General features: G+C 43.1%; 5 protein-coding genes. 4 read left to right on the top strand and 1 reads right to left on the bottom strand.

The features are described 5' to 3' along the window. Positions 1–19 precede the first annotated feature (19 nt). A complete protein-coding gene (dnaE, locus tag AC1MCB_RS01365; protein ID WP_479966949.1) occupies positions 20–3652 on the bottom strand; it encodes a DNA polymerase III subunit alpha in 3633 nt (1210 codons plus the stop codon). 634 nt (positions 3653–4286) lie between these two features. Between dnaE and AC1MCB_RS01360 the strand changes: the two genes are divergently transcribed. The 4 genes from AC1MCB_RS01360 to AC1MCB_RS01345 all read left to right on the top strand — a co-directional run bounded on the left by AC1MCB_RS01360 (position 4287) and on the right by AC1MCB_RS01345 (position 13902). Next, the gene (locus AC1MCB_RS01360) at positions 4287–5531 is read left to right on the top strand and encodes a PQQ-dependent sugar dehydrogenase (RefSeq protein ID WP_479966948.1); all 1245 of its coding nucleotides are present in this window, start codon (positions 4287–4289) and stop codon (positions 5529–5531) included. A 128-nt stretch (positions 5532–5659) separates the two neighbouring features. Further along, positions 5660–6418, top strand: a complete 759-nt coding sequence (locus AC1MCB_RS01355) for an SGNH/GDSL hydrolase family protein (protein ID WP_479966947.1) — start codon at positions 5660–5662, stop codon at positions 6416–6418. Positions 6419–6439: 21 nt separating this feature from the next. Next, positions 6440–8548 carry a glycoside hydrolase family 97 protein gene (locus tag AC1MCB_RS01350; protein WP_479966946.1) on the top strand — a complete coding sequence of 703 codons (2109 nt, stop codon included), beginning with the start codon at positions 6440–6442 and terminating at the stop codon, positions 8546–8548. Between the two features lie 272 nt (positions 8549–8820). After that, positions 8821–13902 carry a translocation/assembly module TamB domain-containing protein gene (locus AC1MCB_RS01345; protein ID WP_479966945.1) on the top strand — a complete coding sequence of 1694 codons (5082 nt, stop codon included), beginning with the start codon at positions 8821–8823 and terminating at the stop codon, positions 13900–13902. Positions 13903–13912 lie beyond the last annotated feature (10 nt).

The raw sequence follows: 13912 nt of genomic DNA, 5'->3' as shown, positions 1-13912 counted from the left end.
CTTTGTTGGAAATTACAAACTAGTTAAGCTTGTATCTTACCCCATTTAGTTTTGCAAGATCTTCCAGAAACTCGTTACTAGGATTAATTTTAACTGACTTTGAAGGCATTTCCAACGTCGTTTCTTCATCGTAATCGAAGATCTGGAATTTTAGCTGGCAATTACGATTAGGATTATGCTCTTTATTGATGTTCACTATCTCATCAATCTTTCCGATGAAATCAGGCGATACTTCATTTAATGAAAACTGAATAGTTAAACACTTAGCCATTTTATCCCGAAGTTCAGAAAGCAGTACCATACTGGTCACTTTAAACTCCCAGTTATCTTTTTGTTTAAAGCGTTCCCCAACCGTTCCACGAACCTGCAGGAAGAAGCCATCATTTAAATATTGCCTCATTTTCACATAATCCTCGCCAAAGAGTACTACCTCAAACGTTTCACTGTAATCTTCGAACATGAAAGCACCAAACGGCTTACCGGTTTTGGTAGTACGATGATTGCACATAGATACCAGGCCGCCAATCACCAGGTCGCGGTTCTTTATTTTATTAAACTCTTCTTTGTCTTCCTCAGAAACTTCGGCAGACTTCATTCGATTTATCAAGCTGAGATGCTTCACCTGGTGGGTGCAGAAATTATCCATCTCGAAACGGTAGTTGTCAAGCGGATGTCCCGTGAGATAGATCCCGATGGCTTCCTTCTCATATTTAAGCTTTTCTATTAAGCCCCATTCAGGGCATTCCGGCATCTGAGGTTCTATGATCTGCGCATCGTTAGTACCGCCAAATAATGATGCCTGCGACGAATTCAGGCTATTCTGGTAATCATTGGTATATTTCACCAGCCGCTCAATGCCGTTATACAGACTTCCGTCCGGGCGAGCAAAGAACTGAGCCCGGTGATAACCAAAGCAATCAAAAGCACCACCATATACCAGATTCTCGTATACCTTTTTGGTAACAGCGCGTGAGTTAGTCCGGCAAGCGAAGTCATAAATAGAAGTATATGGTCCGTTCTCCACTCTTTCGGCCACTATGCTTTCTACGGCCTTCTCACCTACTCCCTTCATTCCCGACATACCAAAACGAACTTCACCCTTCTTATTAACCGTAAAACTCAGTTCAGATTCATTGATATCCGGACCAAGAACAGGGATCCCCATCTGTTTACACTCTTCCATAAAGAAAGAGATCTTCTCAATATTGTTCTGGTTATTTAAAACAGCAGCCATATACTCGGCCGGGTAATTCGCTTTCAAGTACGCGGTTTGATAAGCCACAAAAGCGTAGCATGTAGAGTGCGACTTGTTGAAGGCATATTGCGCGAACGCTTCCCAGTCAACCCAAACCTTTTCAACGGTTTTTAAGTCATGACCATTGGCTTTACAGCCGTCCATGAACTTAGGCTTCATTTTGTTAAGAGTCGCGATATCCTTTTTACCCATCGCTTTACGCAATACGTCAGCGTCGCCTTTGCTGAAGTTAGCCAGCTTCTGCGATAAAAGCATTACCTGCTCCTGGTAAACAGTGATTCCGTAAGTCTCTTCCAGATATTCTTTCATATCCTCGAGGTCATAACTCACGTCCTCGCGACCATGCTTTCGGGAAATGAACTTGGGAATATATTCAATAGGCCCCGGACGATACAGCGCATTCATTGCAATCAGATCTTCAAACTTATCGGGCTTCAACTCGCGGAGATACATTTGCATCCCATCGCTTTCAAACTGAAAAGTACCGTTCGTATCACCTCGCTGGTACAGGTCGAATGTTTTTTGATCGTCGAGCGAGATGTAATCTATATCGATCTCCACCCCGTGATTCTGCTTGATCAGGCGGAGTGCGTCTTTAATAATGGTTAGGGTCTTTAACCCTAAAAAGTCCATTTTAATTACTCCCGCATCTTCAATTACCCGGCCGTCAAACTGGGTGACCAGCAGGTTTGATTCCTTGGATGTAGCAACAGGAATAATGTTCGTAAGGTCGTCAGGAGCGATAATTATACCTGCAGCATGAATTCCCACGTTACGCACAGAGCCTTCAAGAATGAGCGCTTCCTTCAATACTTTAGCATGTATACTATTTCCCTCGGCAAGGATATCCCGCAGCTTCTTTACATTCTCAAAGTCTTCCGGATTTAACTCCTTTTTAATCGTTTCTATGGGCGCAGTCATCACCTGTACCAGGTTCGTACCAGGTCTGTCAGGCACCAGCTTAGCAAGCATATTCGACTCAGCGAGTGGTAAGTCTAACACTCGTGCAACATCTTTAATGCTGGACTTAGCAGCCATCGAACCATAGGTAATAATTTGTGCTACCTGGTTCTTGCCATATTTTTCAACCACATAATCAATTACCTTCTGACGTCCGGCGTCATCAAAGTCCGTATCAATATCGGGCATTGATTTTCTGTCGGGGTTAAGGAAACGCTCAAAAAGCAATCCGTACTTCAGAGGGTCTATATTAGTGATACCGGTACAGTAAGCTACCACCGAGCCCGCAGCAGATCCCCTGCCGGGACCTATAAATACCCCGATCTCTCTGCCGGCCCTTATAAAATCGGCAACGATTAAGAAATATCCGGCAAATCCCATCGTTCGGATTGTAAAAAGCTCAAAGTTGATGCGCTCTTCAGTTTTTTCGTCAATTTCCTTATATCGCTCTTTAGCGCCCGTGAAGGTGAGATGCTTCAAATATTCCCACTGGTTCATGTTTTCAGACTCAGCACCTGTATGAATCTTAAACTCATCAGGTATCGGGAAATTTGGAAGCATTATATCCCGCTTCAGCTTCAAAAGATCAACTTTGTCTACAATCTCATTGGTATTGTCGAGCGCTTCAGGCAGGTCATGAAACAAAGCGCCCATTTCTTTTTGCGTCTTGAAGTAGAACTGATCATTGGGAAATCCGAAACGATAACCCTTGCCTCCTTCTTCGTCGGTCGCCTTCGGTGTACTCTGCATATCACCGGTATTCACGCATAAAAGTATGTCGTGAGCATTAGCGTCCTGCTGGTCCACGTAATGCGAATCGTTGGAACAGATTACTTTTACATTGTACTTTTTGGCAAACTTTAGTAAGGCATTATTAACAATATGCTGATCAGGAATGTCATGGCGCTGAAGCTCGATGTAAAAATCCTCACCAAACAAATCAAGCCACCACTTGAACTCTGTTTCCCCGGCTGCTTCGCCGTCCTTCAGAATAGCCTGAGGCACTGAAGCTCCGATACAGCAGGTAGTAGCGATCAGGCCTTCATGGTACTGCAGGATCAGCGCTTTATCTATACGCGGCCATTTACTGTACATCCCCTCCATGTAGCCCAGGGAACAAAGCTTGACCAGGTTTTTATATCCCTGCGCATTTTTGGCCAGCAATAACTGGTGGTAACGTTTGTCCTTTTTCTCCTTACTGAACTGCTTGATATGTCGGTCATCAACCACGTAGAACTCACAGCCAACAATGGGCTTAATGCCCTGCTTCCCAGCCTCAGCCACAAATTTAAAGGCACCGAACATGTTTCCATGGTCGGTTATGGCCATCGCTTTCATGCCATCTTCTTTTGCTTTTTTGAAGAGACGTGAAATATCGGCGGCGCCGTCTAATAAAGAAAATTGAGTATGTACGTGGAGGTGGGAAAAATCAGGCATTCTTATGAGAAACAATTGAACCTCAAAATTAACAATTCTTTGTAGGTGGAGGTGTGTGTGTTGAAAGAAAATAGGAATAGCCAGCATCAAATTTTAACCGTCTGATCACTACCCTTCAGTGGGCCTAAGCACGTGGCTTCAGGGAAAAAGATTGTAACTATCATTGCGATGGGCTAAATCGGGTAACTCAATTACTTTAGTGACAGGGCCTTCCATTTCCAACATTATATGGTAAACACATAGAACACGGTAGTTCAAACCAATACCTCGATGATGCTCCGCTATCATAAAATGACCTCCTGGCCAAGAGTAACAACCCCAGCTTCTCTGCACTTCCCTTCATCATCCTTTACTCATGTTCGTATCAGGCCGTCAAATTGACGGCCTGACACGAACCAGTTACGAATTAGACTAAAGCAATGTTCTATCTGAGGCGTAGTAGGTTTATCGAAAATATACAGGTTTAACTGTGAAAGGTCAGAAGTCCACAGTATTTACTATTGTATGCTATGAGAAATGAAGATGCTTGCATCGGTTAAAACAAAAAATCTACAATTCGTTTTATTAAGTTTGATAAAGCATCCTATTGAAGGATAAAAATAATTGATTCATTTCACCGCTAAAAATTCAGATCATGCATAAACTCCCGCTTGCGTTAACTTTAGGTATCGGCATGTGGCTAAGCAGCTGCAGTACCAAAGCTCCAAATGGAAAGGAAACCACAGCCGCACCCACATCCGACTCAACTCAACTACCGCCCGTTGAAACCAGGAAGGCGAACACCGATTATAAGCCAGCCTTTGAAGGACAGACCCGAATTAGAGGCGTTAAAACGAGTACGCCTTATGAAGGAGTTGTTTTAAGCACCGGATTAAACAAACCCTGGGGTATTACATCACTCCCGGACGGACGTTTTCTCATCACAGAGAAGGAAGGCGTTATGCGCATAGCAACGGCCAAGGGTGATTTGAGCGCTCCCATCACTGGTATGCCTAAAGTAAATTCATCGGGGCAGGGCGGTTTATTAGGATTAACCCTTGACCCTTCGTTTGCTGAGAACCGGATGGTTTACTGGACCTTTTCTGAACCTCTTTCTGAAGGTAATTTAACCGCGGTGGCAAAGGGAAAACTCTCTGCTAACGATCAACGGATTGAAAATGCGACCGTTATTTACAGAGCAACCCCGGCTTATAAGGGGAACCTGCACTATGGAGGGCGGATCTTGTTCGATAAAGAAGGTAACATTATTTTCAGCACCGGTGAGCGGTCTGATAAAGTTACGCGCCCACAGGCGCAAGACCTGAACTCAGGTCTCGGTAAAATTATTCGTATTACTAAGGATGGAAAACCGGCCGCCGGCAATCCTTTTCTTAACAATAAAGGTGCTCGCCCTGAACTTTATTCTTATGGACACCGGAATGTGCAGAGCCTGGCCTTGCACCCAGAAACTGGCGATCTGTGGGAGGGCGAATTCGGGCCCCGGGGAGGCGACGAGCTAAACCAGATTCAGCCAGGGAAGAACTATGGCTGGCCTACCATTACCTACGGAATAGAGTACGATGGCGAGAAAATTGGCGGTTCCCTTACCCAAAAAGAGGGCCTGGAACAACCGGTATACTATTGGGACCCAGTTGTTTCTCCCAGCGGAATGACCTTTTATAGCGGAAACCAGATACCTGAATGGAAAAACAATTTGTTTATCGGCGGATTAAACAGTAACCATATAATTCGCCTGGTAATAGATAATAAAAAGGTGGTTGGCGAAGAGCGATTATTGGCTGACCAGGGTCAAAGGTTTAGGGATGTGACCCAGGGTAAAGACGGAGCACTTTATGCGATAACTGATGAGGGTAGATTATACCGGATTGGGAAAAAATAAGAATACAGCGTTGATGGGTTTAGTGCGTGTTGAACGATTTCAGCACGCACAACTCATTTGCTTCTAAAACTATTGGAAAGAGCGTTAGCAAAAGGTCACTCTTTTCCGTTTTTCCGTTATCTTGCAGCATGAATTCTAATCAATCTTCACGACGATCCTTTATCACTAAAGTTGCCCTTGGAAGTTTGGCAGCCGTAAGTATTCCAGAAATAGTCTCGGCTGCAATGCCTGAAGCTAAATCATCAAAAGTAGCGCTCAAAAAAAATAATGTCCTCCTGTTCCAGGGTGATTCTATTACCGACGCGGGTCGTAACAGGAAAAATACCGACCCCAACAACCATGATGGACTTGGCGGTGGATACGCTTTTCTGGCAGCCTCTGACCTACTTTTCCAATATCCTGAAAAAAATCTTCAAATATTTAACCGGGGCGTTGGAGGCAATAAGGTATATCAACTAGCTGATTCATGGGATAAAGATGCGCTTGATTTAAAGCCCGATGTATTAAGTATATTGGTTGGTGTGAACGACTATTGGCATACGCTGAGCTTTGGTTACAAAGCCACAATTGACACGTACAGAAAAGATTACCGCGCATTATTGCAACGAACAAAAGATCATTTACCCGACGTAAAATTAATTATCGGGGAACCGTTTGCTATCATTGGAACTGCGGTGACTGAAGCCTGGTTTCCCGCCTTTAACGAATACCGTTTAGCTGCCCGCGAACTGGCAGGTGAGTTTGGTGCAGCCTTTGTTCCTTACCAAAGTGTTTTTGATAAAGCATTAAAAGTAGCACCGGGTGCCTATTGGTCTCCTGATGGAGTCCATCCAAGTGCCGCAGGGGCAAAATTAATGGCCGCTGCCTGGTTGAAAACAATAAAATAGTCCTTTCTTAAAAGTCTTTCTATGGGTAAACTGTTCTTTACTATTTTAGTATCAGTCTGTGCTACTTTAGCACATGCCCAGGTACTTATTTCTCCGAACTCTAATTTGTCGCTAAAGTTTGAATTAACCGCCAACGGCACCCCATCATACCAGTTAGATTATAAACAAAAGTCAGTCATTAAGGCTAGCACGCTGGGGCTTGAGACGTCTGATGTTCCGTCCTTTACAGAAGGGTTTACGATTACGAAGACAGAAAATAAAACTGTAAACGATACTTGGGACCCGATAATGGGGGAACAGAAAACTATCCGGAATAATTATAATGAGTTGGTGGTCACGCTGTCTCAACAAGCGCAGAAAGGCCGGTTTATTATGATACGTTTCAGGTTGTTTAACGACGGCCTAGGCTTCCGTTATGAATTCCCCAAGCAGGAGAATTTAAAATACTTTGTGATTAAGGAAGAGAACACTCAGTTTAATTTAGCTGGTGACCATAAAACTTTCTGGATCCCGGGAGATTATGATACGAATGAATATGCGTATACCACTTCAAAGATTTCTGAGATTCCTGGTTTGATGAAAAAGGCGACTATTGATATTCATGCTCAGCACCCGATCAAAACCCTGGCCATACAAACGCCCTCTATGATGAAATCGGCCGACGGGCTTTATATCAATATCCATGAAGCTGCCCTGATTAATTATCCGGCAATGTCTTTAAATGTTGATGCTGCAAGCTTCAAGCTAAGTTCTCATTTAACTCCGGACGGCGTAGGCAACAAAGGTTATATGCAAACAGATACACACACACCATGGCGCACCATTGTAGTAAGCGATAAAGCGACTGATATTCTCGCTTCCAAGATGATCTTAAACCTGAATGAGCCTACAGCTTATAAAGATGTATCCTGGATTAAGCCAGTAAAATACATCGGCGTGTGGTGGGAATATTTTGTAGCGGGAAAGAGCACCTGGGCTTACAGCAATGAGAACAATGTGAAGTTAGGTCAGGACTTCAGTAAACTTAAACCTAACGGCCGCCATGGTGCGAATAACGAGAATGTTAAGAAGCATATAGACTTCGCCGCGGCCAATGGCTTTGATGCGGTACTGGTAGAAGGTTGGAATGTTGGCTGGGAGGACTGGTTCGGAAACTGGAAAGAAGATGTGTTTGATTTTGTGACTCCTTATCCTGATTTCAATGTTAAAGAACTTAACCAGTATGCAAAGTCGAAGGGGGTTAAAATCATGATGCATCATGAAACTTCAGGATCGGCTACCAACTATGAACGCCGGCTGGATACAGCCTTTAAATTTATGGCCGAAAACGGCTACAATTCCGTTAAAACGGGATACGTTGGAAAGATCATTCCGCGTGGTGAGCATCATGACAGCCAGTGGATGGTGAATCATTATATTCATGTAGCTGAAAAAGCGGCTGAGCATAAGATTATGGTGAATAGCCATGAGGCTGTGCGGCCTACTGGCGTACATCGTACCTATCCAAACTGGATAGCCCAGGAGTCAGCTAGGGGAACTGAGTTTGAAGCAATGGGTGGATTGCCACCGGAGCATACCACTATTCTTCCCTTTACCCGGTTAATGGGTGGACCAATGGACTACACACCTGGCATAATGCAAACTGATTTGTCTTACTATGGCTCTAAAGGTCAGCGTGTGAATACCACGCTCGTTAAGCAGCTAGCCTATTATATCACCATGTACAGTCCATTGCAAATGGCAGCTGATCTGCCAGAAAATTATGTACGCTTTGCAGATGCTTTCCAATTTATTAAAGACGTCGCAGTAGATTGGGACGACAGTTATATTTTAGAAGCAGAACCCGGAGATTATATTACCATCGCCCGCAAGGCTAAAAATAAGAACGAATGGTTTGTTGGCGGCGTTACTGATGAAAATGCGCGAATAGCCAACATATCTTTCAGCTATCTGCCTGCAGGGAAAAGATATCTTGCTACAGTTTATGCCGACGGCAAGAATGCCAGCTGGAATAAAAATGCGCATAGCTATACGGTTAAAAAAATGGTGGTAACAAGTAAAACCAGGCTTAAGCAAAAACTGGGTGCTGGTGGTGGTGTGGCAATAAGCATCGTGGGGGTAACAAATTAATCAGACACCAGGAAAACGGTTTAAGATGTTGATAACTTATCATTGCTATTCGTAACCTTTAGTAGCCCCCGGGGGTAAAAGAACCTGAGAGCGTTAATTAGATTAGAGCCGGTTCCACAAAGTGGTGTCCGGCTCTTTCATTTTGTGGACTCTTTTTTGCATACGGGATGCATGCTTCTCTGTCAAATAAAACCTCATTTTTACTCTCTTCAGAATAGGCAAAACATTTTTAATGCTTTTGCTTTTATATCATGAAGAATTAACCTGAGCTTTTGAAACGCACCGGACTTATAGCATTAAAAATTTTTTTGTGGATCATTGGCGGCATTATCGGCCTTGTACTCCTTCTTTTCATTTTGATTCAGGTTCCTGCTGTACAAGATTTTGCCCGAAAAGAGGTGGTCAGCTTTGTTCAAAATAAGATTAAGACTAAAGTAGAAATCAATAAGCTTAGTCTCGATCTACCTAAGCTCCTGGTTTTAGAGGATATATATTTCGAAGATCAGAACCGCGATACCCTTCTCGCTGGCGACACTTTGAAAGTAGATATCAGTCTGTTGAAGCTACTAAGCAATCAGGTCGAAATAAATGAAATAGATCTTCGGGGAATCCGTGCGAATGTAAAACGCACAATGCCAGACAGCGCTTTTAATTTCGATTACATTATCAACGCTTTCATGGGTGAACAGAAGGTCGAAGCACCTCCGGCTGATAGTGCTGCAGCCCTGAAGTTTTCTATCGACAAGATTAACCTTGACCGGATCAATGTTACCTTTAAAGATGCGGTTACCTCCAATGACGTCGCCTTCAGTTTAGGTCACTTTGATACCAGGATACAGGAATTTGACCTTGAAAAAATGAAGTTCTCCGTTCCAAAGCTGGTTCTTAAGAATGTAAATGCCCAGATCATACAAAGTGAGCCTCCGCTAAAAAATGAGAGCACTGCTAAAGTCGAAGCGGATAGTAACGAGCCAATTGATATGGATCTGACGTTTGGAACTGCCGATCTCTCCAATATTAATATTAACTACCAGAACGCTGTTGCTGCACTCAAGTCCAAGATAAGCTTCGAAAAACTGTTGGTTGATTTTGATCTCATAGATTTAAAAAATCAAAAAATAGCGTTTAAAACCCTCGAGCTTAAAAACTCCAATTCAAGTATATCCCTGGGCAAAACTCAGCAGGCAAAAGTAGTTGCCGAGCAGGTAGGAAAAGAAGCAGAAGCGCAACTCAACAACGACTGGAAGATTTCTGTTGCCAATGTTAATCTGCAGAACAACAAACTCGTTTTTGACAACTTTAGTATGCCGGTCCAACGAAGAGGTATTGACTACGGACATATGGGTCTGAGCAATTTAAATCTACTGGCTTCTGATTTTTATTTCAGCCTCGACAGTATATCTGGTGATCTAGCAAAAACAAGCTTCCGTGATAAAAGTGGATTTATACTGGAAGACTTAAAAACCAATTTTATCTACACCAACACTGGCGCAACACTTGAAGATCTTTACATCAAGACGCCGGGAACTCTTATTCGAAATTACGTAAGCATACAATACCCGTCCCTGGAAAGTGTAACTAAGAATCCGGGGGTTATGAAGGTAAATGCCGATTTGGTGAACAGTCGGTTAAGTTTTAAAGACGTCCTTTTACTTGCTCCTCAAATGGCGGCCATGGATCCATTTAAGAGCAGCCCTAACGCTGTTTTGAATGTTAACGGAAGCGTTAGTGGCAGTGTTTCTGATCTGCGCATACCTAAGATGGCAATCTCAGGACTTGGCAACACGCGTATAGCTGCTTCTGGCCGAATTACCGGATTACCCGACATGAACAAGGCCGTTTTCGACGTCAATCTGCAAGAATTTAAATCAGGCAGGGCCGATTTAAACCGGCTGGTTTCGCCCGGAATGATTCCTCCCAACATCCGACTGCCTCAATCATTTAATCTTTCCGGCACTTTCAAAGGTGGTATGAATGATTTTAATACAAATCTTTTATTACGTTCCGATTTTGGTACTGCACGGGCAAAAGGTGGTATGAAGTCAGGCTCTCGTAAAGGATCAGAAAGATTCAACGGCACTGTTCAACTGATTAACTTTCATGCGGGACGCTTTTTAAAACAGGATACCCTGATAGGCAGAGTTAATGCAACTGCGACAGTTACTGGTACAGGTCTTGATCCAAAATACATGAATGCCAAGTTTAGTGCAGTTGCACAAAGCGCTGTACTGAAGGGGTATAATTATAAAAACTTGGCATTGAACGGAAACATTGCCCGGCAAAATGTGACCATGACTGCCCGGATGAACGATCATAATATCCGCTTTAACCTCAATGCGAAGGCAAATATTAAAGACACCTATCCTGCTGTCAACCTGGTTCTGGATGTTGACAGTTTAAACCTGCAGAAGTTAAATCTATACAATGAAGATATTCGTTTTCGCGGACGTATTGTAGCAAATCTACCTTCTACTAATCCGGATAGGCTAATCGGAACTGTAAACGCTAGCAACCTGTTGGTTGCAGCAAATGGAAAACGATATCAGCTCGACAGCATGAATGTACTCGCCACTGTTAATGGAGAGGAAAAAGATCTTCGCTTTCGCTCTGAATTTCTTACAGCAAACCTGACTGGAAAATACAACCTGACAGAGATTGGCAATGCGCTTACCAACGAGATCAATAATTACTTTAAAATCGGTGATGGAAAGCAACTGCCAGTCAGTAAGCCGCAAGATTTCTCATTCGCGATGGATCTTACTCACCGGCCGGTCTTACAGCAGTTTGTCCCTTTGTTAACGCAGCTGGAACCCGTAAACATCACCGGTAATTTTACTACTGAGGGTGGTTTGATGTTGAAAGGGGTTGCTCCTAAAACTGTTTTCTCTGGAAATACATTAGAGAATATAAACCTTAGCCTGAATACTGATACGGATGTTTTAAACTACCAGGTTAGTATGGATAAACTAGCTTCTTCTGCCCTTAACATTTATCAGACAAGTATATCAGGGAATGCAAAAGATAATCGCCTGAATGTGAATCTCAATATTAAAGACAAAGGAAGAAAGGATAAATATAGTCTTGCAGGTCTTTTCTCACTTGACGCCGATCAGTATCAATTTAGCTTTAAGCCGCAGGGTTTGATGTTAAATTATGAGCCATGGACGGTAACCGAGGGAAATTTTATAGAGTATGGTCCTAAAGGAATATTAGCCAGCAACTTTAATCTTTCACGAAGTGGGCAGACCTTATCTGTAAATAGCAATCCGCAGCAGTCAAATGCTCCTTTAAGCGTCGGCTTCAGCAACTTTAAAATTGCAACATTATCGGCAATTGCAGAACAAGACTCCCTCTTGGCTGATGGAACTATAAATGGGAACGTAATAGTCAACAACCTGAAAAGCAGCCCCGTTTTTGTTGGAGATCTTACTGTTAAAGATTTTACCTTTAGAACTGATACGGTTGGAGACATTAGTCTGAAGGTTAATAATAGTGAAGCAAATACCTATGCGGCTATTGTAAGTATCACCGGCCAGGGAAACGACATCGTATTCGACGGTGAATATTTTGTGAGGCCGGAGAATAAAAGCAGCTTTGATTTTGACTTAAATGTAAATAAGCTCAACCTGGCATCTATTGAAGGATTAACTATGGGAAACCTGAAAGATGCTTCGGGCGATATTACCGGGAAGCTAGATATAACCGGTACTGTTGACGCACCTTCAGTTAGAGGAGGATTGAATTTTAACAAAGCGGCATTTAATGTTGCTATGCTAAACTCCTATTTCCGGATTGAGCAGGAGGAAATTAGCTTTACTTCTGAGGGGATCAACTTCGACACCTTTACTTTGGTTGATTCTGTTGGTAATAAGGCGATTGTGGATGGTGCGGTTTATACAACCAATTACCTTGACTACCGATTCGGTCTTGATGTAACCACGGATGACTTTAAGGTTTTAAGCAGTACTAAAAAAGACAACGAACTTTTTTATGGCGAAGTATTTCTAAACAGTGATTTGCACATCAGAGGTGACATGAACAGTCCGGTAGTGGATGGAAGTGTGAAGATAAATAAGGGCACCGAGTTCAGCTTTGTGCTTCCTCAAAGTGCACCCGGTGTGATTGATCGCGAAGGAATTGTGCAATTTGTTGATATGGATGATCCTGAAAGTGTTACTGCGCTTACCTCGGGCTTGGACACTCTAAACACCACCGGCATTACCGGCATGGACGTTACTGTAAATATAGAAGTGGATTCAAACGCGATCTTCAACATTGTAGTTGATGAGGGTAACGGTGATTTCCTTGAAGTACAGGGTGACGCCCAACTGACTGCCGGAATTGATCCAAGCGGGAAGATCACTTTGACTGGTAGCTTTATGGTGGTTAACGGTGCATACGAGCTGTCGTTTAATTTCCTTAAAAGGCGGTTCGAAATCGAGAAGGGAAGTGTGATTAACTGGCAGGGAGAACCCACTACAGCTGATGTGGATGTTACGGCTATATACGTAGCCAATACTGCTCCATTTGATCTCGTTGAAAGCCAGCTGGATGAACCACCGGCGGCCCTGAATCGTTATAAGCAAAAATTACCATTTGAGGTGGCACTTAGCATGAACGGCGAATTGATGAAACCGGCAATCACTTTTGATATTACTCTTCCCAACAGAAATTACAACGTTGCGCGAGATGTTGTGGATAATGTGCAGTACCAGCTAACGCAACTCAAATCGCAACCTTCAGAATTAAACAAGCAAGTATTTGCTCTGTTGCTGCTAAACCGCTTTGTAGCTGAGAATCCTTTTGAAAGCGGTGCCGGTGGTGGCGGTGTAGAATCGATGGCTCGCAATAGTGTGAGCAAAATACTATCGGAACAACTAAACCAGCTGGCGGGTAATTTAATAGCTGGCGTGGATTTGAATTTTGACATGGTATCAAGTGAAGATTATACTACCGGTTCACTGCAGAATCGCACAGATCTAAATGTTGGTTTATCAAAGCGTCTGTTGAATGACCGGCTGAAAGTTAGCGTAGGCAGTAATTTTGAACTGGAGGGTCCAAGAAACGCAAACCAGGGATCTAATAATATCGCAGGCGATATAGCAATCGATTACCAACTGTCTAAAGATGGCCGGTACATGTTGCGGGCGTATAGAAAGAATGAATATGAGGGTGTTGTTGAAGGATATCTGATAGAAACAGGAGTGGGCTTTCTTTTTACTTTAGACTATAATCACTTTAAGGATCTCTTTGCAAAGAAAACAGCAGAGGATAAAGAGATCAGGCGTATAGAAAAAGAAAATCGGAAACGGGAAAAACGGGCTGAGAAACAGAATGTAACCATTGACAATTAATTCGTTTCCG

Source organism: Daejeonella sp. AP26, from assembly GCF_056680515.1.
Note: the sequence above shows the minus strand (reverse complement) of the source record. Positions and strands in the feature narration are given on the sequence as shown.

What these genes read in the sequence shown, in the direction of transcription:
- AC1MCB_RS01355 (WP_479966947.1), top strand. Translation starts at nt 5,660, where the DNA reads ATGAATTCTAATCAATCTTCACGACGATCCTTTATCACTAAAGTTGCC.
- dnaE (WP_479966949.1), bottom strand. Translation starts at nt 3,652, where the DNA reads ATGCCTGATTTTTCCCACCTCCACGTACATACTCAATTTTCTTTATTA.
- AC1MCB_RS01350 (WP_479966946.1), top strand. Translation starts at nt 6,440, where the DNA reads ATGGGTAAACTGTTCTTTACTATTTTAGTATCAGTCTGTGCTACTTTA.
- AC1MCB_RS01360 (WP_479966948.1), top strand. Translation starts at nt 4,287, where the DNA reads ATGCATAAACTCCCGCTTGCGTTAACTTTAGGTATCGGCATGTGGCTA.